Genomic DNA, 24,521 nt, shown 5'->3' with positions numbered 1-24,521 from the left:
TGGTATCGGAGCCGGGCGCGGGCAGGAGGAGATCCATGGCGAGCCACGAGACCGGGTCGGGCCACGCGCAGGTGGCGGGTGAGCTGACCCGCGAGAGCTTCCGGCGGCCGTGGGCTGCCCAGCTCGGGGCCTACGTGATGACCGTCCTGGTCACGGTCCCCGCAGTGTGGATCTGCGACTGGGCGCTGCCGGGCTTCCACGCGGGCCCGCCGGGCGGGCCGCTCCTGTTCGCCGCGGTCCTGGCGCTCGTCGGGATCGTCCTGCAACCGGTCCTCGTGGGTGCGGCGGTCCGGCTCGGCTGGCTGGGGGTGCTCTTGCTCGCCTTCCTGGGGCAGGCCGTCGTCGTGATGGTCACGGCCCGGCTGTTGCCCATGGTCTCCCTCGACGACTACTGGTCGGCCCTGGTCGTCGCCATCGTCATCGGACTGGTCGGGACGGTCCTGGGCTGGATCGGGAGCGCGGGAACCTCCCAGGTGCTGGTGGGGCGGCTCGTGTCGGCCCATCGTCGTCGCGGGGTCGAGGTCGATGACCCCGAGGTGGACGGCGTGCTGTTCGTCCAGATGGACGGGGTCCCGTTCCCGGTGCTCCAGATGGCCGTCTCTGCGGGCACGGTGCCGACGCTGACCCGGTGGATCCGGTCCGGCAGCCACACGATGGCGGAGTGGACTCCCAAGCTGCCCGCGACGACTCCGGCGAGCCAGATGGGCATCCTGCACGGAGTCATCGACGGGATACCTGCGTTCCGCTGGTACGACCGGGCGAGGGACAAGGTGATGGTGGCGAACAAGCCCGCCGACGCCGCGGTCATCGAGGCAGACCTGACCACCGGTCGGGGGCTGCTGGTCGACGACGGCGTCAGCATCAGCAACCTCTTCACCGGCGACGCACCCACAGCGGTGCTGACGATGAGTCGACGTGCGCGGGGCGGGGAGCTCGCCCAACGGGCGGTCGCCAACTTCGTGGTGAGTCCGTCCGGCCTGACCAGGGCGCTGTCCCGCTCGGTGTCCGAGCTGACCCGGGACCGGTTCCAGGCCAAGCGGGCGATCCGGCGCGACGTGCAACCACGGTGCGAGCGCACCTGGGAGACCGCGCTGCTGAGGGCGGTCACCAACGGCGCCCTGCGCGACCTCAACACCATCCTGGTGGCGCAGCACATGCTGCGCGGCACCCGGTCGATCTACGTCGACTACGTCGACTACGACGAGATCGCCCACCACGCCGGCGTGCTGCGCCCCGAGAGCCTGGAGGCGCTCGAGGCGGTCGACGCCGTGCTCCACCAGCTCGAGCTCGTGGCGACGGCGGCGCCACGGCGCTACCGCTTCGTGATCCTCTCCGACCACGGCCAGGCCCAGGGCGCCATCTTCGCCGACCGCTACGGCGAGGATCTCGCTGCGCTGGTGGCGCGCCTCGCGGACAGCGAGGTGGCCGCGTCCGACGACAGCGTCGAGGGCTGGGGCCGGACGCAGGCCCTCGTCGACGAGCTGGCCTCCGCGGGCAACGTGAGCGGACGCGGGATGACCAGCGCCTCCCGGGCGATGGACAAGAGCAACCGCAACCAGCCCGAGCAGGTGACCCCCGGAGACGCCTCCACCCGGTCCGCAGATCGGGGTGCCACCGGCGCTGAGACCTTCCACGTCTTCGGCTCCGGCAACCTGGGGCTCATCTACGTGAAGGGCGAGAAGGCCCGCCTGGACCGCGCCGAGCTCGACCGGCGCTTCCCCCGCCTCGTCGACGGGCTGGCCCTGCACCCCGGCGTGGGCTTCGTGGTCGTCATGGACCGGGACGGACCGATCGCACTCGGCAACCGGGGCTCGCACCGGCTCGACGACGGCCACATCGAGGGCGAGGACCCTCTGGCACCGTTCGGGATCCACGCCCCGGAGTTCGTCACGCGCGTCGCCCACCGCCCCGAGGCCCCCGACATCTACGTCAACAGCCTCGTCGACCCGGGCACCGAGGAGGTCGCTGCCTTCGAGGGCCTCGTGGGTTGCCACGGCGGGCTGGGGGGATGGCAGGACCGGGCCATGGTCGTCGTGCCAGCCGACCTGCCGTTCCCGACCGACCGGATCATCGGCGCCGACGCCATGCACGTGGCGCTGTGCGAGATGCTGCGCCACTGCGGGCACCGCGAGGGCATCGCGTACGACGGCGCTGCACCCGTCCGCACCACCGAGCCCTGACCGGCTGCCGCCCCGTCGGACGTGCGTCACCCCCCGTGGGTGACCCCCGCGGGAGCGCCCGTTCCTATCGTGACCACATGCCGTTGGTTCCCGCGGACAGCCCTCGCACCGCCGACGACGTCGGCGGTGCCACCGCGGGTGCGTTGCCGCGCTCGATCGTCATCCTGCTCGGGATCGCCGGCGTCGTCGCGATGGGCGTCGGCATCAAGGCGGCTTCCGGGATCGTCGCGCCGGCGGTGCTGGCCCTCGTGCTCACGATCGCGGTCCTGCCCGTCGGCCGGTGGGCGCGCCGACACCGCTGGCCGGGCTGGCTGGCGACGCTCGCCGCCCTCGTTGCGGCCTACCTGATCCTTCTCGTCATGGTCGCGGGCCTCGTCGTCTGCCTCATCAAGTTCGCGGACCTGCTCCCCACCTACGCCGCGGAGACCAAGAACCTCACCGGAGACGTCGAGGACGGCCTGGCGCAGGTCGGCCTGAGCACGAGCGCGACGAGCGATGCCCTGTCGAAGGTGGACCTGTCGAAGCTCGCGGGTTTCCTGGGCGACCTGATCTCGCGCATCCTCGGAGCGGTCGGCGACCTGTTCTTCCTGGTCACGCTGATGTTCTTCTTCGTGGTCGCCGTTCCCGGCTTCGCGCCGCGCGTCGCGGCCCTGCGAGGCACCAAGCCCCGGCTGACCGCCGCGCTGGGGAAGTTCGTCCGGGGCTCGCAGACCTACTTGGTCATGACCGCCCTGTTCGGCGCCATCGTCGGCGTGCTCGACGCGGGAGCGTTGTGGTTCCTGGGCGTCCCGCTGCCGCTGGTCTGGGGCTTCTTCTCGTTCCTCACGAACTTCATCCCCAACATCGGCTTCGTGATCGGCGTGATCCCGCCGGCCTTCCTAGCGCTGCTCGACGGCGGCTGGGAGGCCATGCTGTGGGTGATCGTGGCCTACTCGCTGCTCAACGTCACGATCCAGACGTTCATCCAGCCGCGCATCGTCGGGAACTCGGTCGGCCTGAGCGCCGAGATCACCTTCATCTCGCTCGTCGTCTGGACGTTCCTGCTCGGCGCGCTCGGTGCGCTTCTCGCCGTGCCCATGACGCTGCTCCTGCGGGCGATCTTCCTCGACGCCGACGACCGCGCGTCCTGGGTGGCCCCGCTGATCGATGCGCAGGTCGCGGACGAGAAACCCGAGGCCGAACCACAACCTGGCGGCTGACACCTCCCCGGCGTCACGACCTACGTGCGCTTCGGCACCGTCACGCTCGAGCGCGAGACCGCGGCCTGCACGAGGTCGGTGCCGGCGTAGCGCACGACCACGGGCTTCGTGCCCGGCCGGACGTCACGTACGACGAGGCGCGTCCTGCCGTCGACGAGCTGGCCCTCGACCGTCCGTCCACCGACGCTGACGGTGATCGCACCCGTCGGCTTCGGCGCTCCCACGGCCTTGACGCGGATGTCGACGGCCACGCGTCCGCGCTTGGCCTCGGATCGGACCCGCATCTCAGGGACGGTCGTGACGGGGGACGCGACGGTGAGGGTCTCGGTCGTGTTCCGGAAGTTGCGCCGGTTCCACGTGACCTCGACGGACAGGCCGTGGCCCATGTCCCCCCGACGGACCGTGTAGGTGGGGTGCGTGGCCTTGGCGATGCGGCGGCCGTCGCGGATCCACTGGTAGCTGGCCGTCGCACCGCTCTGCCGGACACGGCCGGGCTTCACGACGAGGCGGCTCGCCACCTGGGCCGCGCCCTTGATCCGGGACGGGCGGACGAGCGTGACCGGCTTGGCGAGGACGGGCGCGGTCTCCGGCGCGGTCGACCTCGACTTCTTGTAGCCCTTGGCGCTGGCGATCACGCGGGCGCTGATCTTCTTGCCGATCTGGTCGCGGCTGAGGGTCAGCGTCGACCCGGTCGCCCCGGACAGGGGGGCGCCGTCGGCGTACCACTGGGTCTTGGCCTTCGTGGGCTGCGGCGCCCAGGACGTCGGGGTGAGCGTGAGGGTCGTGCCGACCTCCGGGGCACCCTGGATCGCCGGCAGCTGGGCCTTCTGGAAGGTTCCGGGGGCGACGGGCGCCGTGGCGAGGGCCGCCTCGCCCGGGGTGTAGCCGCTCAGCTGGGCGGTCACCTCGGCGGTCAGGGCCTTGCCCTTGACGTCGGGCGTGGGCACGTAGTTGGCACCGGTGGCCCCGGGGATCTCGGCACCGTCGGCGAGCCAGCGGTACGTGATGCTGGTGGGCGCCGGGGTCCACGCACCCGCTGCCACCTCCAACGGCGCGCCGACCATGGGCGACCCGGCGATGGTGGGAGGTGACGTGGGCTGGACCACGCGGTCGTTGAAGTGGATGAACCCGCTCGGCCAGCCACCGCCGGTCTTGGTGATGCGGCGCCAGTAGAAGTCGCCGCCCCAGTAGTCCTCCGACACGATGATCTCCGTGTCGGACACGACCTGCTCGACGTAGGCGACGTGGCCGGCAGAGCCCGCCGGCGTCACGTTCGGCCTGTACCAGGCGATGGACCCCACCGTGGGGACCTGGTCGGTGATCGATGCCATCGCCACGCCCCAGTTCGAGGCATTGCCGCTCCCCTGCCACGGCCGGACGTCCGGCATGCCCGACTGGATCAGGCGGTACGCGACGTAGTTGGTGCAGTTGTGCCCGGCGAACATGCGCCAGTACATCGTCGAGGACGCCTGCCGGTAGCCGCCGTTGCCGTAGCCGGCGGCCTCACAGCCCTGGTAGCCGGTGCACAGGTACGTCGAGGACGCGAGGCTCATCCGACCCGCGGTGGTCGGCATGACGAGCACCAGGAGGACGAGCACCCCGGTGAGCAGCTTCGCCGTGCCGACGGCACGTCGTACGGCGCCTCGGAGGGGTGCCGATCGGCGCTGTGACGCGTGGGGTTCGTGTGACTGCTGGTGCACGAGAAGCGATCGTATGGGGGAAAAGTCAAGCCCGCCACGCCGATGGACGAACATCAATCATGTAATTCTCCTTCGCCCCGTGAAACGCGTGAGGAGCGTCACCCTGCGACCGGTCGACCCAGCCCCAGGGGTGAGCCGATGTATCAAGGCGGTCCTGACGAGCACCTCCCGAGCAGACCGAGTGCGTGGGGCCTCGGTCGAGGCCCTGCCGGCTCGCGCTGTGAGGCGACGCCGGCAGGGCCGCTCCCGGGCGAGCAGGAGCGGGCGACCACACCCCCGTGCCGGTCGCCCGCTGCGCTCACCCCTCCGGAGTCATTCCTCCGGGAGACCGTGGCCACGCGCGGCGTAGAGCTCGAGCACCTTCTCGCGCGGGATGACGCCGCAGCGGTCCGCCCAGGACTGCCACGCGTCGATGAGGGTCGCCACCAGGTCCGGGTGCGCCGACGACAGGTCGTCCAGCTCGGTGCGGTCGGCCTCGATGTCGTAGAGCTCCCACGGGCCGCGGTGCTTCCGGACCAGCTTCCAGCGGCCACGGCGTACGGCGCAGTTGCCCTCGTGCTCCCAGAAGAGGTCGCGCTCGCCGGCGTCGGGCTCGCCGCGGAGCGCGGACAGCAGGCTCACGCCCTCCACGGCCGGCACGTCGTGCCCGTTGCGCTGCGTCGGGTAGCCGGCACGGGCCGCGTCGGCGATGGTGGGCAGCACGTCGACGAGCTGGCTCGGGACCCGGCACAGCGAGCCGTCGGTCGGCAGCCCCGCCGGCCAGTGCGCGATGAAGGGGGTGGAGATCCCGCCCTCGTGCACCCAGTGCTTGTACTCGCGGAACGGCGTGTTGGAGAGGTTGGCCCACGACCGGCCGTAGGACATGTACGTCGACTCGGGCCCGGGACGGAGCGACGGGTCGTTGCCCGGCACCACCGGGTCGCCCTCGCGCGTCGTCTCCTGCAGCGGCACGAAGGCGGTCACGAACTCACGGGCGCCCTCCCCCGGCGGCATCTCCTCGGCGCACCCGCCGTTGTCGGAGAGGAACACCACGAGCGTGTTGTCGAGGCGGCCGGTGGCCTCGAGCTGGTCGAGGACCCGCCCGATCCCCTGGTCCATCCGGTCGACCTGGGCGGCGTACGTCGCCATGCGGGAGGCCTCCCACTCGCGGTCGACGACCTCCTCCCACGCGGGGACGCGCTCGTCGCGCGGCGTGAGCGGCCACGCCGCGTCGATGATCCCCTCCTTGACGAGCCGCTCCAGCCGCTCCTCGCGCAGCTGGTCCCAGCCCGCGTCGAAGCGACCGGCGTAGGAGGCGATGTCCTCCTCGTGGGCGTGCAGCGGCCAGTGCGGCGCGGTGTAGGACAGGAAGAGGAAGAACGGGTCGTCACCCCGCTCCTCCTCGTGCTCGGCGAGGAACTGCACCGCCGTGTCGGAGATCGCGTCGGTGTAGAACCAGCCGCTCTCCTCCGCCTCGTGCTCGATGTTGGTCTCCTGCCGCACGAGGGTGCGCGGGCGGTAGAACGATCCGGCCCCCTCGAGCGTCCCGAAGAACCGGTCGAAGCCGCGCCGGGTGGGCCACGCCGGGTTGGGCTTGTCCATGTCGACGGCGAGGTGCCACTTGCCCGAGAGGTAGGTGGCGTAGCCGGCGTCGCGGCACACCTCGGCCACGGTGGCGCACTCCTCGCTGAGGTTGCCCGGGTAGCCGTCGGGGGCGTCGTCGAAGTTGAGGATGCCGATCCCCACCTGGTGCGGGTGCAGCCCGGTCATCAGCGACGCACGCGACGGGCTGCAGCGGGCGGTGTTGTAGAACTGCGTCATCCGGACCCCGCCCGCGGCCAGGCGGTCCAGCGACGGCGTGCTGATCTCACCGCCGTAGGAGGCGATGTCGGAGAACCCCATGTCGTCGGCCAGGACCAGCAGGACGTCGGGGCGGGCGTCGGGTGCCGTCATCGCGGCGACCCCGCACCGGTGAGCGCCGGGTCGGGCGTGGCGTCGTACGCGCTCGCGTCACGCAGGTCGCGGCGGTGGGTCTCCGGCAGGAAGAGCACCGAGACGAGCGAGATCGCGGCCATCGCCATCACGTAGACCGCCACCGGCCACACCGAGCCGCTCCACGCGCTCACCAGCGAGGTGCCGATGAGCGGTGCGACGGCGCCGGTCGGGATGACGCCGATCTGGTAGACCGCGCTCATGCCGGAGTAGCGCACGCGGGTGGGGAACACCTCGGCGAACATCGCGCCCTCGGGGCCGAACATGATGCAGGCGGCCAGGCCCCAGCCGACGACGACGCCGAGGGTGATCAGCACGGCGTTCTCGGTGTTGACCAGCGCGAAGATCGGCACGGCGCTGACCAGGGCGAGCCCGGCACCGGTCGCGAAGACCGGGCGCCGGCCGAAGCGGTCCGAGAGGCGGCCGGCGACCAGGATCGCGACGAAGCCGACGACGGAGGCGACCAGCAGGGCGTCGAGCACCACCGACGCGGCGAGACCGAGCACGGTGACGGTGTAGGTGACGAGGAAGGCGTTGTAGATGTTGAACGTGACGCTCTCGCTCACCCGGGCGCCCATCGCCAGCAGGGTGACCTTGGGGTACTTGCGGAACACCTCGACCAGCGGGAGCGCGGCCGTGGCGTCGGCCTCCTCGATCTCCTTGAACGCCGGCGGCTCGTCGATCTTGAGCCGGATCACCAGGCCGACCGCGACCAGGACGATCGAGACGAGGAAGGGCACGCGCCAGCCCCACGACTGGAACGCCTCCTCGGGCAGCTGGGTCACCACGGTCACCGCGAGGGTGGAGGTCAGCAGGCCGATCGGCACGCCGAGCTGGGGCCACGACGAGAACCAGCCGCGGCGGTCGTCGGGTGCGTGCTCGACGCACAGCAGGACGGCACCGCCCCACTCGCCGCCCAGGCCGATGCCCTGCAGCATCCGCAGGAGGAGCAGCAGCATGGGCGCCCAGACGCCGATGCTGGCGTAGGTGGGCAGCAGGCCCATGGCGAAGGTCGACAGGCCCATGATCAGCATGGTCAGCACGAGCATCTTCTTGCGCCCGACGCGGTCGCCGAAGTGGCCGAAGATGAAACCGCCGAGCGGCCGCGTGACGAAGCCGGCGGCGAAGGTCGCGAAGGCGATCATGGTGCCGACCAGCGGGTCGAAGGTCGGGAAGAACTGGCTGTTGAAGACCAGCGCGGCCATCGTCCCGTAGAGGAAGAAGTCGTACCACTCGACGACCGAGCCCAGCAGGCTCGCGCCCGCCACTCGTCGGATCTCGGCCTCGTCCCGGACGGAGTCCGGTCCGGCGGTTGCCGTCGTGCCCGGCTGCGACATGTCATCTCCTTGCGTCATGTCCCGATGAATGGGACAGTGCTCCCCGTAATGGGACACCGCGGACAGTGTTCGGGTGCCTCACGGCACGTGTCAAGGAGTGCCTGCCATCCCCTGCCACTGACCGAGGAGTGCCCGCGTGGACCTGTCACCCGTCCCGGCGAGTCGTGTGGAGGAGCGCGGGACGCTGCGTCGCGCGGTCGCCGTCCTCGACCTCCTCGCCGCCGACACCGCCCCGCCGAGCGTGCGCGCCATCGCCGAGCGGACCGGGCTGTCCAAGTCGGCCGTCCAGCGGATCCTGGTCGAGCTCGAGTCCGTGGACCTCGCGGTGCGGGACCCGGCGACCAGGCGCTACCGCCTCGGTCCGCGCACCCTCGCGCTCGGATCGGCGTACCAGCGCGGGCTCAGCCTCCACGCCGCCGCGATCGGGCCGATGACCGACCTCGCCGCCGAGGTGGGCGAGACGGTGGGCCTGTCCGTGGGGCACGGCGACCGGCTGATCCACGTCGAGCAGGTGGAGCCCGAGCGCCGGCTCAGTGCGCGGTTCCACGTCGGGCGCCCGCTGCCGCTGTGGTTCGGCGCGCCGGCCCGCGTGCTCCTCGCCGCACGCCCCGCAGAGGAGATCCTGCGCGTCCTCGACGACCGCGAGCACACCGACATCGATCCGGTGAACCCGCCCGCGGCGGACGAGCTGCGCCGCGAGGTCGAGGAGGTACGTCGGACCGGCCACGCGCGCGCGTTCGAGGAGACCATCGAGGGGGTGCACACCATGTCGGTGGTCGTGCGTGGCGCCGACGGCGCGCTGGCCGCGGTGCTGTCCGTCACCGCTCCCGCGGAGCGGCTGCCCGCCGGCCGGATGGACGAGCTGCTGCCCCAGCTCCAGGACGCGGCGGCCCGGATCTCCGGGCGCCTCGGCCACCGGGCGTCCTGACGAGGGCTGGGCGAGGCTAGAACTCGTAGCCGAACTCGCGGATGGTCCGCTCGAAGCGGGCCGCCACGATCTCGGCGTCACCGGGGCCGTAGAGCTCACGGTAGTGCGGGCCGCTCCCCTGCTTCGCGTGCGGCAGGTCGAGCTCGATGCCGAGGCGGGCGGAGACGTCCGCGACCGCGTCCGGCAGCTCCTCGTAGCGGTAGACCCGGTCGACGACGACGCGGCCGCCCAGCCGGTAGAGGCGCTCGTTGAGCGCGAGCCGCTCCATCCGCTTCGGCGTCCGGACGAACTCAGCGAAGGTCTTGGTGAAGGTGGGCTTGCGGGCGCTGTAGCGGTAGGACGAGGCGACCACGTCGAAGGGGTTCCGCTCGACCGCGAAGGTGAAGTAGGCGTCCCAGGTGTCGCGCCCGATCACCTCGATGACGCGACGGGCTCCCATGTGGGCGTACGAGCTGGGCTCGGTGTCGTCGTTCTGGGGTCCCACTCCCCCGGCGGCGGCGCGCAGCTCCTCGTCCTCGGGGCTGATCCGGGTGACGACGTCGGTCGGACCGCAGTGGCGCGACAGCGCGATCTCGAGGCTCGTGCCGGCGGTCTTGCGGGTCTTGACGAAGACGAAGCGGTGGCGGTGCGAGGCGATCACGGGATCACGCCTGGTCGTCCTCGTCGGCCAGCTCCTCGCCGTGCGTGCCGGGTCGCGGCGCCCACGGCAGCTCCTTGGCCGGGCGGATGACGATCAGCTTGTCGCCGCGGGCCAGCAGCGAGACCACGGGGTCGAAGTAGCGGTAGACCTTCTCGTCGCGCACGACCGCGATGACCTGGTCGGGCAGCCGCTGCGGCTGCTTGCCCACCTCGGTGACCAGGAGCTCGCGCTCGGCGACCTCGAGTCCCTCGCCGTAGGTCATCAGGTCCTCCATCACCGAGCCGAGCATCGGCGACATCGACGACAGGCCGAGCAGGCGGCCGACGGCGTCGGAGGAGGTGATCACCGAGTTGGCGCCCGACTGGCGCATCAGCGGCACGTTCTCGTGCTCGCGCACCGACGCGACGATCCAGGCGTCCGGGTTGAGCTGGCGCACCGTGAGGGTGACCAGCACGTTGGAGTCGTCGCGGTCGGTGGTGATGATGACGTGGGTCGCCTTCTCGACGCCGGCCTGACGCAGCACCCCACGCCGCGTGGCGTCGCCGGCGATCCCGACGAGCTGGTCGCGGTTGGCCTCCTCCATCGCGACGAGGCCAGGGTCGACGACGACGATCGACTCGCGGGCGTAGCCGTTGCTGACGAGGGTATCGATCGCGCTGCGGCCCTTGGTGCCGTAGCCGACCACGACGACGTGCTTCTCCATCTTCTTCTTCCTCCACCGGGCGACCCGGAACATCTCGCGTCCCTGCGAGGCGAGGACCTCGAGGGTGGTGCCGATCAGCAGCACCAGGAAGGCGATGCGAAGGGGCGTGATCACCAGGGCGTTGACCAGCCGGGCCTGCTCCGACTCCGGGGCGATGTCGCCGTAGCCGGTCGTGCTGAGCGTGACGGTCGTGTAGTAGAACGAGTCGAGCAGCGTCAGGTCGCGACCGGGGTGGGCGTTGTCGTTGTAGCCCTCGCGGTCGAGGTAGACGAGCAGGACGGTGCCGAAGAGGATCGCGGCGGCCAGGAGGAGCCGCCGCCCGAGCTCCCACCACGGCGACCGCTCGGTCTCCGGGAGAGAGACCCGCCCCACGCTGGGGTGGACGCTGTCGGCACGCACGGTCAGGAGTCTCGCACGCTGATGCGCTCGCGCAGCCGCTGCACCAGCTCCAGCCGGGCCCGCGTCGTGCTCTTCTGCGGGTAGACGGTGTCGAAGGCGGCGTTGACGGCGGCCCCGATCAGCACGGCGAGCGCGAGCAGGTAGAGCCACAGCAGCACGGCGATCGGTGCCGCCAGCGGTCCGTAGATCGAGCGCGACTCGGCCGCGGTCACCGTGAGCACCCAGCGGAGGGTGTAGGACCCGGCGATCCAGCAGAAGAGGGCGAACACTGCACCAGGCAGGTTGAAGCTCCAGTTGGTCCGCACCGGGACGGACACGTGGTAGAGCGTGGCCAGGAAGCAGATGCACAGCACGAGCACGACCGGCCAGTAGAGGCTGTTGACGAAGTCGAGCCGTTCCGGCAGGACCCGGTCCACCAGCGACGGCCCCGCGACGACCAGCGGGATGCTCACCGCGCCGGTCACCATCGCCAGCGCGTAGAGCACGAACGACAGGGCACGGGTGGCGACGATCCCCCGGTGGCCGCCCAGGCCGTGCATGATCGTGATGGTGTCGACGAAGACGTTGAGCGCGCGGGAGCCCGACCAGAGGGCGAGGATGAACCCGATCGAGATGACGTCGTAGCGTCCCCCGTCGAGCACCTCCTGCAGGGTCGGCGCGATGATCCGGTCGACGGCCCGGTCGGTCAGCGCCTGGCGGGAGACCTCGAGGACGGCGTTGCTCACGTCCTCGACCTGGGTCGCGGTGAACCGCTCGCTCACGAAGCCCACCGCGCCGGCGAGGGCGAAGATGAGCGGCGGGACGGACAGCACCGCGAAGAACGCGGCCTCGGCGGCGAGCCCGGTCACCCGGTGCCGCAGGCACGACCCGACGGTCGTGACGATGATGCGCCAGAGGTGCTCACGCCAGCGCCGCAGCAGCACCTCTGCCCGGCGCGGGGCGGGGGTGTCCTCGCGCGCCTCGACCATGTCGGCCACGCTATCCACAGGGTGCACCGATGGACCGGACCTGCGCGGCGGTTCGACCGGCGACGTGGTCCTCGTCACCCCCGTCCGGGCGGGCTCTACCGTGGGCCCCATGAGTGACCGCCCTTCCGTCGATGCCCGCACCGCGACCAACCAGGCACCCGCCCTCGTCGGGCACAACGTCGTCACCTCGGACCTCGCCCTCACCGAGGCGCTGGCCCGTCACGGGTCGGCGTCGCTCGTCGAGGAGCTCACCCCGCTCGGGGCCGAGGCGGGCACCGAGGAGGCCCGCGAGCACGGCATGCTGGCCAACCGCCACCACCCCGAGCTGGTGCCGTACGACCGTTGGGGCAACCGCGTCGACGAGGTGAGGTTCCACCCGTCGTGGCACTGGCTCATGGAGCGAGCGGTCGGCCACGGGCTGCAGGCCGCGCCCTGGGAGCAGCAGGAGGCCGGCGACCCGCATGCCCACCTGCGCCGTGCGGCCGGCTTCTTCGCGTGGTCGCAGACCGAGCCGGGTCACGGGTGCCCGATCTCGATGACGTACGCCGCCGTGCCGGCGCTGCGGGCCGACGAGGCCGTCGCCAAGGAGTGGGCGCCGCTGCTGGCCGCCCGGTCCTACGACCCCGGCGTGCGCAGCCGCTCCACCAAGACCGGGGCGCTGGCCGGGATGGGCATGACGGAGAAGCAGGGCGGCTCCGACGTCCGCGCCAACCAGACCCGCGCGACCCCGACGACGGACGACGGGTGGTACCGCCTCGACGGCCACAAGTGGTTCACCTCGGCCCCGATGAACGACGTCTTCCTCGTGCTGGCTCAGGCCGACGGCGGGATGACGTGCTTCGTCGTCCCGCGGGTGCTCGAGGACGGCACCCGCAACCGGATCGACGTGGTGCGGCTCAAGGACAAGCTCGGCAACCGGTCCAACGCGTCGAGCGAGCTCGAGCTCACCGGCACGCTCGCCCAGCGCCTCGGTGACGAGGGGCGCGGCGTCCGGACGATCATCGAGATGGTCGCCGCCACCCGCCTCGACTGCGTCCTCGGCTCGGCGGCGCTGATGCGCCACGCGCTGGCCGAGGCGTCGTGGCACGTCGCCCACCGCTCGGCGTTCGGCGGCCTGCTGGTCGACAAGCCGCTCATGCAGAACGTCGTCGCGGACCTGGCGGTGGAGTCGGAGGCCGCGACGGCGCTCGCGATGCGCCTCGCCGCCGCCGTCGACCGGCCCGGCGACCCGCACGAGGTGGCGCTGCGCCGAATCGCACTGCCGCTCGCGAAGTTCTGGGTGTGCAAGCGCACCCCGGCGATGGTCGCCGAGGCACTGGAGTGCCTCGGCGGAAACGGCTACGTCGAGGACTCCGGGCTCCCGCTGATGTTCCGCGAGTCGCCACTCAACTCGATCTGGGAGGGGTCGGGCAACGTCAACGCCCTCGACGTGCTGCGCGCGCTTGGCCGCGAGCCGGAGGTGCTGCAGGCCTGGATCACCGAGGTCGGCGCGGCCCGCGGGGCGGACAGCCGGCTGGACCGGGCCGTCGACGACACGCTCGCCCTCCTCGGCGAGGGCGCCGGCCTCGAGGCAGGCGCGCGCCGGCTGGCCGGCCGGATGGCGGCCTGCCTGCAGGGATCGCTGCTCGTGCGGTTCGCGCCCGCCGAGGTCGCCGACGCGTTCTGCGGCAGCCGGTTCGGGACGTCGTACGGCGGCACGTTCGGGATGCTGGACAGCGGGTCGCTGCGCGAGGTCGTGGACCGGGCGACACCCCGGATCTGACCGGGTGCGCGAGGCTGTCAGGACACACCTGACCGACGGCGCCTCGCGACGGCCGCGACCACGTAGCGTGGGCCCCCGATCGAGAGGAGTCGTGATGTCGGGCAAGGGCAGCACGTTGTTCACCGTCGGCACCCTGCTGCGCCACGCGCAGGACGCCGGCGCCCCCGTGCGCCTGCTGGTGCAGGGCACCTGGCTCGACGGCCGGATCGTCGGCGCCGACGGCCTCGGGGTGGTGCTCGACGACGGCAACACCCAGCAGGTGCTCGTCCGCCTCGACTCGATCGTCGCCGTGAGCTTCTCGCGGGCCGACATCGACGACCCCGGTGGCGAGGCGGGCGACGAGTCCGCCCGGCCCCACGGACGCCGGAGACGGGACCCGATCGAGGCCGGCCCGGTCGGCGGCTGACTGGTCCACACCGGTCGGCGTCCTGTCCCGCAGGCTCGTCGCAGGTTCGTCGAAGTCCTGCCCCACGCTCGCCCCACCCTCGTCCGAGCCGTCGTACGACGGCCGCGCCAGCCCTACGTTCACCGCACCCACACGGTGTGGGTGATGCCTTGTGGGGAGGTGGGGGATGACGAAGATCTCCAGCACGATGCTCAGCGTGGGGACGCTGCTGCGGCGCGCCGAGGACACCGGTGCCGAGGTGAGCGTCCTGGTCGCCGGTAGCTGGCTCGAGGGACGGGTGATCGGCTGCGACGGGCTCGGCGCGGTGCTCGACGACGGCGACGGGCAGGCGCTGGTCCGGCTCGACGCGGTCACGGCGGTGAGGTTCCGCCGCGGACAGATGGAGCACGCCGACACCACCGACGCCCGCCCGCACGGTGAGGCCGGGCGCGGGCCGATCGAGGCAGGCCCGGTGACGGTGCCGCACCCCTCGCGGGGCGAGCAGTCCCTCGAGATGCTGCAGGGCCTCAGCGCAGGGCCGCGCTGACGACCTCCCGCGCCTCGTCCTGCACCTGGGCGAGGTGGTCGGGACCGCGGAACGACTCCGCGTAGATCTTGTAGACGTCCTCGGTGCCGCTCGGGCGGGCGGCGAACCATGCCGACTCGGTCGTGACCTTGAGCCCGCCGATCTTGGCTCCGTTGCCGGGCGCCTCGGTGAGCTTGCCGGTGATCTCCTCCCCGGCCAGCGTCGTCGCCGACACGTCGTCGGGCGACAGCGCGCCGAGCTTGGCCTTCTGCTCGCGGTCGGCCGGGGCGTCGATGCGGGCGTACGCCGGGTCGCCGTGCCGGGCGACCAGCTCGGCGTAGTGCTCGCTGGGCGTCCGCCCGGTCGAACCGAGGATCTCGCTGGCCAGCAGGGCGAGCAGCAGGCCGTCCTTGTCGGTGGTCCAGGTGGAGCCGTCACGCCGCAGGAAGGAGGCGCCCGCCGACTCCTCGCCGCCGAAGCCGAAGGACCCGTCCATCAGGCCGGGCACGAACCACTTGAAGCCGACCGGCACCTCGACCAGCGGCTTGCCGATCGACTCGGCGACGCGGTCGATCATCGAGCTCGACACCAGGGTCTTGCCGATGCGCGTGTCCGCGGACCACTCCGGGCGCGCCCCGCCGAACAGGTGGGCGATGGCGACGGCGAGGAAGTGGTTGGGGTTCATCAGGCCGGCGTCGGGGGTGACGATGCCGTGGCGGTCGGCGTCGGCGTCGTTGCCGGTCGCGATGGCGTACTCGTCCTTGCGGCTCACCAGCGACGCCATGGCGTAGGGCGACGAGCAGTCCATGCGGATCTTGCCGTCCCAGTCGAGCGTCATGAACCGCCACGTCGGGTCGACCAGCGGGTTGACCACCGTCAGGTCGAGCCGGTGCCGCTCGGCGATCTCGCCCCAGTAGGCGACGCTCGCACCGCCCAGCGGGTCGGCGCCGATCCGCACCCCGGCGTCGCGGATCGCGTCGAGGTCGAGCACCGACGGCAGGTCGTCGACGTAGGTGCCGAGGAAGTCGTAGGACCCGACCTCTGCGCGCGCCCTGGCGAACGACACCCGGCGGACACCAGCGATGTTGCCGCGGATCAGCTCGTTGGCGCGGGCCGCGATCACGCTGGTGGCGTCGGAGTCGGCCGGGCCGCCGTGGGGCGGGTTGTACTTGAACCCGCCGTCCTGGGGCGGGTTGTGCGAGGGCGTGACGACGATGCCGTCGGCGAGCCCGGCACCGGTCGTGCGCCCCTGGTTGGCGCGCAGGATCGCGTGGCTGACCGCAGGGGTCGGGGTGAAGCCGTCGCGGTCGTCGACCAGCACCGTGACGTCGTTGGCGACCAGCACCTCCAGCGCCGTGGCCCACGCGGGCTCGGACAGGGCGTGCGTGTCACGACCGATGAACAGCGGGCCGTCGTAGCCCTGCTCCCTGCGGTAGTCGCAGATCGCCTGGGTGGTCGCGGCGATGTGCACCTCGTTGAAGGAGGTGGTGAGCGAGGTGCCACGGTGGCCGCTCGTGCCGAAGGCGACCTGCTGGGACACGTCGTCGGGATCGGGCTCGAGGTCGAAGTAGGCCGTCACGAGGTGGGAGACGTCCACCAGGTCCTCGGTGCGGGCGGGCTGTCCGGCTCTCTCGTGGGTGGCCATGGGCCCATCTTGTCGGGTCATGCCGTGGGTTGGGCAAGACCCCCGGCGCGTCCGTGGCCCGAGATGTCCGGAGATCGCCCGAGAAAGTGCCGTGTCGGCTGTCGATCCGGGTCGGGCCGGTCCGTCAGAGTGGTGAGGCCGCAACCCTGCGGTCCGCGACACGAAGGAGCCACCGGCGATGAGCCGCTACCTGATCCTGCTGCCCGCCCCCGAGGCCGACTGGGCCGACCTGCCGCCCGAGGAGCACGAGAAGGGACACCGCTCCCACCAGGAGTTCCAGCGTGACCTGGAGGCCGAGGGGCACACCCTCGTGACCGTCAGCCCGCTCGAGCCCTCGGCGCAGGCGACGTCGATGCGCCCCGACGGCGCGGGTGGCGCACTGGTGACCGACGGGCCGTTCAGCGAGACCGCGGAGCAGGTGGTCGGGTTCTACCTCATCGACTCGGAGGACGGGGACGCGCTGCGAGCGGCGTGCGAGCGGTTCGCCGCGCGCGGCGAGCACATCGAGCTGCGCCGGCTGGCGGAATGAGGAGAGGGTCATGACCGACTGCACGAGCGAGGAGGGCACGTCATGAAGTACCTGGTGCTGCTGATCGGGGACGGCGCGGAGAAGCCGTGGTCCGAGCAGACGGAGGAGGAGCAGGGGGCAGCGATGGCGAAGTTCGGTGCGTTCGGCGAGGCCTGCGACGCGCGCGACGGTGTCCGGATCCTCGCCGGCGAGGCGTTGAGCGGCCCTTCCGATGCCACGGTGATGCGCACGACCGACGGCAGGGTCCACCTGACCGACGGGCCCTACGCCGAGGTCATCGAGGGGATGGGCGGGTTCTACCTGCTCGAGGCCCCCGACCTGGACGTCGTCGTGGAGCTGCTGCGGGTGCTGCCGCCGTACGACATCCAGATCCACCCGACGGTGGACGTGGAGCTCTGAGCGAGCGCGTGGGCGACGCCTCGGGAGACCTGGAGCAGGTCGTGCGTGAAGAGTGGGGCCGCCTCGTGGCCCTGCTCCTCGCGCAGTTCCGTCGCCTCGACCTCGTCGAGGACGCGCTGGGGGACGCCGTCGAGGCGGCGAGCCGCACCTGGCCAGCCGACGGCGTGCCCGCCAACCCACCGGCGTGGCTGATGACCGCGGCGCGACGACGGGTGCTCGACCGACTCCGCACCGAGGAGGTGGCCCGACGCAAGGAGCCGCTGCTGCTCCTCGACGTCGAGCAGCACCAGGAAGGAGTCCGCACCATGGCCGACGCCGGCAGCATGGTCGAGGACGACGTGCTGCGCCTGGTGCTCATGTGCGCCCACCCGGCGCTGGCACCGGAGGCAGCCAGCGCGCTGAGCCTGCGGCTGGTCCTCGGCGTGCCGACGGCCGACATCGCCCGGCTGTTCCTCGTGCCCGAGCCGACGATGGCCGCGCGGATCACGCGCGCCAAGAAGCGCATCGTCGGGGCCGGCATCCCGTTCTCCGTGCCCGACGCCGGTGTGCTGCCCGAACGCCTCGAGGTCGTGGCGCAGACCGCCTACCTCACCTTCACCGCCGGCTACTCCCCCGGCACCGGCCCCGACCTGCTGCGCGCCGACCAGTCCGGGGAAGCGATCCGGCTCGTGCGCGTGGTGCTCGGCCTGCGTCCGGACGAGCCGGCGCTCGTCGCGCTGCTCGCGCTGATGCTGCTCCAGCACTCCCGGCGCGACGCCCGCGTGGGTGAGGGGCGACTGGTGCTCCTCGCCGACCAGGACCGCACCCGGTGGCACCACGACGAGATCGCGGAGGCGACCCGGCTGCTCGCCCGGCCGCACCTCGCCGGGCCGCTGACCCCGCTGGCGGCGTCGTACGTCCTGCAGGCGCGGATCGCCGCCGAGCACGCCACCGCGCCATCGGCCCAGGAGACTCGCTGGGACCGCGTCGTGGGGCTGTACGACGTCCTGCTGCGGGTGGCACCCACCCCGTCGGCCCGGCTGGCCCGAGCCGTCGCGGTCGCCGAGCAGCACGGACCGGTCGCCGGCCTCCACGCGCTCGAGGGGCTGGAGGTCCCGCAGAGCCACCGGCCCGCCGCGGTGCGGGCCGAGCTGCTGTCCCGCGCGGGTGACGTCGACGCCGCGCGGGCGGCGTACGACCAGGCGATCGCGGCCTGCCGCAACGAGGTCGAGACGGCCTTCCTCGTCGCGCAGCGCGACGCGCTGCCGGCCCGCTAGTCCGGCTACCCCTCGGGGACCGGCTGCTGCTTGGCGAGGACGGTCAGTCCCTCGTCGACGACGAAGCCGCGCGCGCGGTCGGCCTCCTGGTCGACGCCGATCTGCACGCCGGGCGGGACGACGACGCCCTTGTCGATGATGGCGTTGCGCACGATCGCGCCCTCACCGATGTGCACGCCGTCCATCAGCACCGAGTCGGAGACCTCCGCGCCGTCCTTGACCCAGACCGCCGGCGAGAGCACCGACTGGTTGACGGTGCCACCGCTGACGACGACGCCGGGCGAGAGGATGGAGTTGAACGTCGAGACCCCCGCGCCGCTCGCGCCCTCGACGAGCTTGGCGGGCGGGTGCGGTCCGTAGCTGGTGTAGATCGGCCAGGCCTTGTTGTAGAGGTTGAAGACCGGCAGCGGCGAGACCAGGTCGAGGTGGGCGTCGTAGTACGACCTCATCGTGCCGACGTCGCGCCAGTAGCCGCGGTCGCGGTCGGTCGAGCCGGGTACCTCGTTGTCCTTGTAGTCGTAGACGGCCGACTCCGACTTGTCGACGAACCACGGCACGATGTCGCCGCCCATGTCGTGCTTGGACTGCTCGCGATCGGCATCGCGGGTGACGGCGTCGCGCAGCGCGTCGGCGGTGAAGACGTAGTTGCCCATGCTGGCCAGCACCTCGTCGGGCGAGTCCGGCAGCCCGACCGGGTCGGTCGGCTTCTCGAGGAACGCGCGGATCTTCTGCGGGTTGCCTGGGTCCACGTCGATCACGCCGAACTGGTCGGCCAGGTTGATCGGCTGGCGGATGGCGGCGACCGTGCAGCCGGCTCCCGACTCGACGTGGTCGGCCACCATCTGCGAGAAGTCCATCCGATAGACGTGGTCGGCACCCACCACGACGACGATGTCGGGCTGCTCGTCGGTGAGCAGGTTGAGCGACTGGTAGATCGCGTCGGCGCTGCCGAGGTACCACCGCTTGCCGACGCGCTGCTGCGCCGGCACCGGCGTGACGTAGTTGCCCAGCAGGTTGGACATGCGCCAGGTCGTCGTGACGTGGCGGTCCAGGCTGTGCGACTTGTACTGCGTCAGCACGACGACCTTGAGGTAGCCGGAGTTGACGACGTTGGACAGCGCGAAGTCGATGAGCCGGTAGATGCCGCCGAACGGCACCGCGGGCTTGGCCCGGTCGGCCGTCAACGGCATCAGCCTCTTGCCCTCGCCTCCGGCGAGGACGACGGCGAGGACCTTCTTGCGCGGGGGCGTGATGGCCATGCGACGAAACTAGCCGTCCGCAGGGGCGCGGTCGACCTCCCTCGGGTCCATGTTTTGCGGCTAGGTTCGGCGCATGCGCATCGACGTCCTCAGCAAGGAGTACCCACCGGAGGTCTACGGCGGCGCCGGCGTCCATGTCGCCGAGCTGGTCCGCGCGCTCCGGGTGCAGCCCGACGTCGACGCGCGGGTGCGCTGCTTCGGGGCGACCCGCTCGGAGCCCGGCACGACGGCGTACGCCGAGCCGGAGTCCCTGGCCGGAGCCAACCCGGCCATCCGCACGCTGGGCGTCGACCTCGCGATGGTCGACGACTGCGCCGGCGCCGACCTCGTCCACTCGCACACCTGGTACGCCAACATGGCCGGCCACCTCGCCGGGCTGATGCACGGCATCCCCCACGTCGTCAGCGCCCACTCCCTCGAGCCGATGCGGCCGTGGAAGGCCGAGCAGCTCGGTGGCGGCTACGCCCTGTCGAGCTGGGCGGAGCGCACGGCGTACGAGGGCGCCGCCGGCATCGTCGCGGTCAGCGCAGCGATGCGCGACGACGTGCTGCGGAGCTATCCGTTGGTCGACCCCGCGCGGGTGCACGTCGTGCACAACGGCATCGACACCACCGAGTGGGCGCCCGTGCCCAACCCTGACCGCGTCCGCGAGCTCGGCGTGGACCCCGACCGCCCCAGCGTGATCTTCGTCGGCCGGATCACCCGCCAGAAGGGCCTGCCGCTCTTCCTTCGTGCCGCCGCCGCGCTGCCGCCCGAGGTCCAGCTCGTGCTGTGCGCCGGTGCGCCCGACACCCCCGAGATCGAGGCCGAGGTGCGCGGCCTCGTCGAGGACCTCGCCGCGACGCGGTCCGGGGTCGTGTGGATCGCCGAGATGCTGCCCCGCCCCGACGTCGTCGCCCTGCTGACCGCCGCCACCGTGTTCGCCTGCCCCTCGATCTACGAGCCGCTCGGCATCGTCAACCTCGAGGCGATGGCCTGCGAGACCGCCGTCGTCGCCACCGCCACCGGCGGCATCCCCGAGGTCGTCGTCGACGGCGAGACGGGCTGGCTGGTCCCCATCGAGCAGGCCACCGACGGAACCGGCACCCCGCTCGACCCCGAGCGCTACGTCGCCGACCTCGCCGCCGCCCTGACCGACGCCGTCAGCGACCCCGACCGCGCCCGTGCCTACGGCGAGGCTGGGCGCCGGCGGGCCGAGGAGTCCTTCAGCTGGGGCTCGATCGCGACCCGCACCCTCGACCTCTACTCCTCGCTCCTGCGCTGACGGTCGATCGGACCGAACGACCCGGCAGGGCAGGGCCGCCCGCGAGAGCCGGCTCCGCGTGGGTCCGTTCGGTCCGCACGACGGACCTGTGGAGAACGATCCGGTCGGCCTGACACTGCACGACGCTGGGTGGATGGAGATCTCGGACCTGATGCCGGTCCTCGGCGGCGTGGCGACGCGCGACCTGCTGGTGCGCCTGACCTCGCGACGCGCGCTCGAGTCGGCGCTCGCGACCGGCGAGCTCGTGAGGGTCAACAGGGGCCGGTACGCCGTACCCGGCGTCCACCAGGGCACCGAGCTCGCCCTCATGGTGACGGGCCACGTGTGCCTGGTCTCGGCCGCCCTCGCCCACGGCTGGAAGGTGAAGGTCGTTCCCGCCGTGCCCCAGGTCGCCGTTCCGAAGGACCGCCGGATCGACGAGGCCCTCCGGGCCCGCATGACGCTGACGTGGACGGACCTGGACGACGCGCAGGTCGAGGGGCTCGCCACGAACGCGGCGACGACGCTCGCGATGTGCGGACGACGACTGCCGTTCGACGAGGCGCTGGCCGTCGCTGACTCGGCACTGCGCGACGGCTTCCCCGTCGCCCGGCTCCACGCGATGGCCGCGGCAGCGCGAGGTCCCGGCTCGGCGCGCCTCAGACGCGTGGCCGCCCACGCGGACGGCCGGTCGGACAACCCGTTCGAGTCGGTGCTGCGCGCCATCGCGATCGACGTACCCGGGATCGAGGTCGAACCCCAGGTTCGGATCTCGGGCGATCTCGGTCTGAACGTCCGCGCGGACCTGGTCGATCGCCGCCTGCGGATCGTCATCGAGGCGGACTCCTTCGAGTGGCACGGCGACCGCACCGCCCTGCGGCGTGACGCACGGCGCTACGACCTCCTCGTCGCCAACGGCTGGACGGTGCTCCGCTTCTCGTGGGAGGACGTCATGCACGACCCGGACTTCGTCCGGGCGGTGCTGCGGGCGACCGTCGTACGGACCGAACGAGCGTTGGCGCACGCGGCCCCCGCGTGACGGAGTGTCCGCGGGGACGTTCGGTCCGTCCGACCGACGAGCCTTCCGGGTGCACAACGCCAGCCAGGAGGACTACATGTTCATCAAGGGGATGAACCGGTTGCGGGCGGCGTACCTCGACATCGACCCGACGCCGGTCAGCTGAGGACGAGACCGGGGTAGAGCGGGTGCTTGTCGAGCATCTCGGCCGAGCGCTTGGTGACCCGGTCGGCGACTCCGTCGCCCAGGACGTACGACGCCTTGCTGGGCCCGCCGGCCTTGGTCGTKCCGGCCTCGGTGTGGGACAGCACGTCGACGATCAGCTCCGCCACGGTGTCGAACTCGTCGTGGCCGAAGCCGCGGGTGGTGAGCGCGGGGGTGCCGAGCCGGACGCCGGAGGTGTACCAGGCGCCGTTGGGGTCGGACGGGACCGAGTTGCGGTTGGTGACGACGCCGGCGTCGAGCAGCGCCGACTCCGCCTGGCGACCGGTGAGGCCGAAGGACGACACGTCGAGCAGGACGAGGTGGTTGTCGGTGCCGCCGGTGACGAGGTTGGCGCCGCGGGTCAGGAAGCCGTCGGCGAGCGACTTGGCGTTGTCGGCGATGCGCTGGGCGTAGTCCTGGAACTCGGTGGTCCGGGCCTCGGCCATGGCGACGGCCTTGGCGGCCATCACGTGCGACAGCGGGCCACCCAGCACCATCGGGCAGCCGCGGTCGACGTCGGCGGCGAACTCCTCCTGCGCCAGCACCATGCCGCCGCGCGGGCCGCGCAGCGACTTGTGGGTGGTGGTCGTGGTGATGTGGGCGTAGGGGACCGGGTTCTCCTCGCCGGTGAACACCTTGCCCGCGACGAGCCCGGCGAAGTGGGCCATGTCCACCATCAGCACGGCGCCGACCTCGTCGGCGATCTCGCGCATCTTCGCGAAGTTCACCCGGCGCGGGTAGGCGGAGTAGCCGGCGACGAGCACCAGCGGCTTGAACTCGCGGGCCTTGGCGGCGACGGCGTCGTAGTCGAGCAGCCCGGTCTCCGGGTCGGTGCCGTACTGCTGCTGGTGGAACATCTTGCCGCTGATGTTGGGCCGGAAGCCGTGCGTGAGGTGGCCGCCGGCGTCGAGGGACATGCCCAGCAGGCGCTGGTTGCCGAACTCGTGGCGCAGCGTCTCCCAGTCGGCCTCGGAGAGCTCGTTGACTCCTCTGACCTGCATCTTCTGGAGGTAAGGGCTTTCGACCTTGTTGGCCAGGATCGACCAGAAGGCGACGAGGTTGGCGTCGATGCCGGAGTGCGGCTGGACGTAGGCGTAGGGCGCGCCGAAGAGCTCGCGGGCGTGCTCGGCGGCGAGCGACTCGACGGTGTCGACGTTCTGGCAGCCTGCGTAGAAGCGGTGGCCGACGGTGCCCTCGGCGTACTTGTCGCTGAACCAGGTGCCCATCGTCATCAGGACGGCCGGTGAGGCGTAGTTCTCGGACGCGATCAGCTTGAGCGAGGCCCGCTGGTCGGCAAGCTCCTGGCGGGTGGCTTCCGCGATGCGAGGTTCGACCGAGGCGATGACCTCGAGGGCCTGGGAGTACGCACTGCTGATCAGGGAGTCCGTCATGGCCCACAGCCTAGAGGCCCCTGGCCCTCGTCGCGCCGCGGCCCGCAGGCGCTGGACACCGCCCGGAGGGAACGTCGTCGGAGCCCGGTCCGTTGAGCCCTCGTGGCCCTCCCTTCCCTTCCCGACCAGGCCGAGCGGCTCGTCCGTCTCGGCGTCCACGACCTTTCCGGGATCCCGGCCGACCTGCTGCACGAGATCGCCGCGTCCGGCCCCTCGGGCTCCCTCCTCGTGACCTCCGCGCCCGCCTCGGAGCTCGCCCCGCTGCTCCGCCTCGGCGACAAGCCGGGCTTCGTCGTCGAGGACCTGACCGACGTCGACGACTTCGCCCCCACCGTCGAGGTGCCGCCCGCGCCGTACGTCGTCGTGGGGCTCGACCGCGGCGACGCGTTCCTGAACCGGACGCCCGCGGAGTCGGTGCCGGAGGTCCTGGCCGCCGGCCGATCGCCCCTGACGCTGGTCGAGGGGCTGCACTGGGTGCTGCAGGACCCGGACATCCTCGAGCGCAACGCCTGCTTCATGACACCCGGCTCGCGGCTGCGCCGGGCGAACGGGTCGTACGACGCCCGCACGCCGGCGCTGTGGATCAGCAACGGGACCGGACGCGACGGCCGGGAGCGTCGCCACGCCCCGAAGCTGGGCTGGTGCTGGTGGGGCAACCGGCACACCTGGCTGGGCATCGCGTCGTGCGAGCGACGTACCCGCGCGTAACCACGGTGTGACCTGGGCCGCACCCGGGGCTGCGACCGGGCGGGGCGCGGCAACTTCGTCTCACATCGTGGCGTGCCATCTCGAATAGCAAGATTTCGTCTTGTGGAACGCGTGTCCAATCCCTGAGACTTCTTGACATGGTCACCGCTTCCACCCACGCACACCTTGTGG

Annotated in this window: 21 protein-coding genes; 12 read left to right on the top strand and 9 right to left on the bottom strand. The window is 71.8% G+C overall.

All coding sequences use genetic code 11. From position 1 onward, the window contains the following. Positions 1-35 precede the first annotated feature (35 nt). Both AC1DP1_RS10525 and AC1DP1_RS10520 read left to right on the top strand, forming a co-directional pair. Positions 36-2,180: a phage holin family protein gene (locus AC1DP1_RS10525; protein ID WP_477506814.1), complete on the top strand. Its 2,145-nt coding sequence runs from the start codon at positions 36-38 to the stop codon at positions 2,178-2,180. A gap of 77 nt (positions 2,181-2,257) precedes the next feature. Continuing rightward, positions 2,258-3,379 carry an AI-2E family transporter gene (locus tag AC1DP1_RS10520; protein ID WP_477506813.1) on the top strand — a complete coding sequence of 374 codons (1,122 nt, stop codon included), beginning with the start codon at positions 2,258-2,260 and terminating at the stop codon, positions 3,377-3,379. Between the two features lie 20 nt (positions 3,380-3,399). Here AC1DP1_RS10520 and AC1DP1_RS10515 read toward each other — a convergent pair whose 3' ends face one another. The 3 genes from AC1DP1_RS10515 to AC1DP1_RS10505 all read right to left on the bottom strand — a co-directional run bounded on the left by AC1DP1_RS10515 (position 3,400) and on the right by AC1DP1_RS10505 (position 8,387). Continuing rightward, positions 3,400-5,079: a CHAP domain-containing protein gene (locus AC1DP1_RS10515; protein ID WP_477506812.1), complete on the bottom strand. Its 1,680-nt coding sequence runs from the start codon at positions 5,077-5,079 to the stop codon at positions 3,400-3,402. A gap of 312 nt (positions 5,080-5,391) precedes the next feature. Further along, entirely contained in the window at positions 5,392-7,011 is a 1,620-nt protein-coding gene (locus AC1DP1_RS10510) for an arylsulfatase (protein ID WP_477506811.1), read from the bottom strand. Further along, positions 7,008-8,387: an MFS transporter gene (locus tag AC1DP1_RS10505; protein ID WP_477506810.1), complete on the bottom strand. Its 1,380-nt coding sequence runs from the start codon at positions 8,385-8,387 to the stop codon at positions 7,008-7,010. The genes AC1DP1_RS10510 and AC1DP1_RS10505 overlap by 4 nt, the downstream gene beginning before the upstream one ends. A gap of 136 nt (positions 8,388-8,523) precedes the next feature. Here AC1DP1_RS10505 and AC1DP1_RS10500 point away from each other — a divergent pair, with 136 nt between their 5' ends. Next, positions 8,524-9,315: an IclR family transcriptional regulator gene (locus tag AC1DP1_RS10500; RefSeq protein ID WP_477506809.1), complete on the top strand. Its 792-nt coding sequence runs from the start codon at positions 8,524-8,526 to the stop codon at positions 9,313-9,315. A gap of 16 nt (positions 9,316-9,331) precedes the next feature. Here AC1DP1_RS10500 and AC1DP1_RS10495 read toward each other — a convergent pair whose 3' ends face one another. The 3 genes from AC1DP1_RS10495 to AC1DP1_RS10485 are packed head-to-tail and all read right to left on the bottom strand — an operon-like array spanning position 9,332 to position 12,025. Further along, entirely contained in the window at positions 9,332-9,955 is a 624-nt protein-coding gene (locus AC1DP1_RS10495) for a hypothetical protein (RefSeq protein ID WP_477506808.1), read from the bottom strand. Positions 9,956-9,959: 4 nt separating this feature from the next. Next, on the bottom strand, positions 9,960-11,057 hold the full coding sequence (locus AC1DP1_RS10490) for a potassium channel family protein (RefSeq protein ID WP_457190212.1): 1,098 nt from the start codon (positions 11,055-11,057) through the stop codon (positions 9,960-9,962). A 2-nt stretch (positions 11,058-11,059) separates the two neighbouring features. After that, positions 11,060-12,025 (bottom strand): YihY/virulence factor BrkB family protein, encoded by a 966-nt coding sequence (locus AC1DP1_RS10485; RefSeq protein WP_477506807.1) that lies wholly within the window; start codon positions 12,023-12,025, stop codon positions 11,060-11,062. Between the two features lie 109 nt (positions 12,026-12,134). On the opposite strand from AC1DP1_RS10485, the gene AC1DP1_RS10480 reads away from it, so the two are divergent. The 3 genes from AC1DP1_RS10480 (at position 12,135) to AC1DP1_RS10470 (ending at position 14,719) form a co-directional block, all read left to right on the top strand. Continuing rightward, positions 12,135-13,787: an acyl-CoA dehydrogenase family protein gene (locus tag AC1DP1_RS10480; RefSeq protein ID WP_477506806.1), complete on the top strand. Its 1,653-nt coding sequence runs from the start codon at positions 12,135-12,137 to the stop codon at positions 13,785-13,787. 94 nt (positions 13,788-13,881) lie between these two features. Beyond that, complete coding sequence (locus AC1DP1_RS10475) at positions 13,882-14,193, top strand: hypothetical protein (RefSeq protein ID WP_477506805.1); 312 nt, start codon at positions 13,882-13,884, stop codon at positions 14,191-14,193. A 166-nt stretch (positions 14,194-14,359) separates the two neighbouring features. After that, on the top strand, positions 14,360-14,719 hold the full coding sequence (locus AC1DP1_RS10470; RefSeq protein WP_477506804.1) for a hypothetical protein: 360 nt from the start codon (positions 14,360-14,362) through the stop codon (positions 14,717-14,719). Here AC1DP1_RS10470 and pgm read toward each other — a convergent pair. Next, positions 14,700-16,343, bottom strand: coding sequence for a phosphoglucomutase (alpha-D-glucose-1,6-bisphosphate-dependent) (pgm, locus tag AC1DP1_RS10465; RefSeq protein ID WP_477506803.1), 1,644 nt, complete (start codon positions 16,341-16,343; stop codon positions 14,700-14,702). The genes AC1DP1_RS10470 and pgm overlap by 20 nt on opposite strands. Positions 16,344-16,521: 178 nt before the next feature. On the opposite strand from pgm, the gene AC1DP1_RS10460 reads away from it, so the two are divergent. From AC1DP1_RS10460 to AC1DP1_RS10450, 3 genes are read left to right on the top strand one after another with little or no spacing between them, the layout of a single operon-like run. Next, positions 16,522-16,872: a YciI family protein gene (locus AC1DP1_RS10460; protein ID WP_477506802.1), complete on the top strand. Its 351-nt coding sequence runs from the start codon at positions 16,522-16,524 to the stop codon at positions 16,870-16,872. A 42-nt stretch (positions 16,873-16,914) separates the two neighbouring features. After that, positions 16,915-17,271, top strand: a complete 357-nt coding sequence (locus tag AC1DP1_RS10455) for a YciI family protein (RefSeq protein ID WP_477506801.1) — start codon at positions 16,915-16,917, stop codon at positions 17,269-17,271. A 41-nt stretch (positions 17,272-17,312) separates the two neighbouring features. Beyond that, complete coding sequence (locus AC1DP1_RS10450) at positions 17,313-18,527, top strand: RNA polymerase sigma factor (protein ID WP_477506800.1); 1,215 nt, start codon at positions 17,313-17,315, stop codon at positions 18,525-18,527. Positions 18,528-18,532: 5 nt separating this feature from the next. Here the strand turns inward: AC1DP1_RS10450 and glgC are convergent, their stop codons facing one another. Then, entirely contained in the window at positions 18,533-19,780 is a 1,248-nt protein-coding gene (gene glgC, locus AC1DP1_RS10445) for a glucose-1-phosphate adenylyltransferase (protein ID WP_477506829.1), read from the bottom strand. A gap of 79 nt (positions 19,781-19,859) precedes the next feature. Here glgC and glgA point away from each other — a divergent pair, with 79 nt between their 5' ends. Then, on the top strand, positions 19,860-21,050 hold the full coding sequence (glgA, locus tag AC1DP1_RS10440; RefSeq protein WP_477506799.1) for a glycogen synthase: 1,191 nt from the start codon (positions 19,860-19,862) through the stop codon (positions 21,048-21,050). 133 nt (positions 21,051-21,183) lie between these two features. Continuing rightward, a complete protein-coding gene (locus AC1DP1_RS10435) occupies positions 21,184-22,068 on the top strand; it encodes an endonuclease domain-containing protein (protein WP_477506798.1) in 885 nt (294 codons plus the stop codon). A gap of 137 nt (positions 22,069-22,205) precedes the next feature. Here AC1DP1_RS10435 and AC1DP1_RS10430 read toward each other — a convergent pair whose 3' ends face one another. After that, positions 22,206-23,642 (bottom strand): glycine hydroxymethyltransferase, encoded by a 1,437-nt coding sequence (locus tag AC1DP1_RS10430; protein ID WP_477506797.1) that lies wholly within the window; start codon positions 23,640-23,642, stop codon positions 22,206-22,208. A gap of 102 nt (positions 23,643-23,744) precedes the next feature. Here AC1DP1_RS10430 and AC1DP1_RS10425 point away from each other — a divergent pair, with 102 nt between their 5' ends. Further along, entirely contained in the window at positions 23,745-24,350 is a 606-nt protein-coding gene (locus AC1DP1_RS10425) for a DUF5701 family protein (RefSeq protein ID WP_477506796.1), read from the top strand. Positions 24,351-24,521: the final 171 nt, after the last annotated feature.

Source organism: Nocardioides sp. P4_G10, assembly GCF_056401175.1.
The sequence above is the reverse complement of the archived record's forward strand: the minus strand, read 5'-3'. Positions and strand labels throughout refer to the sequence as shown.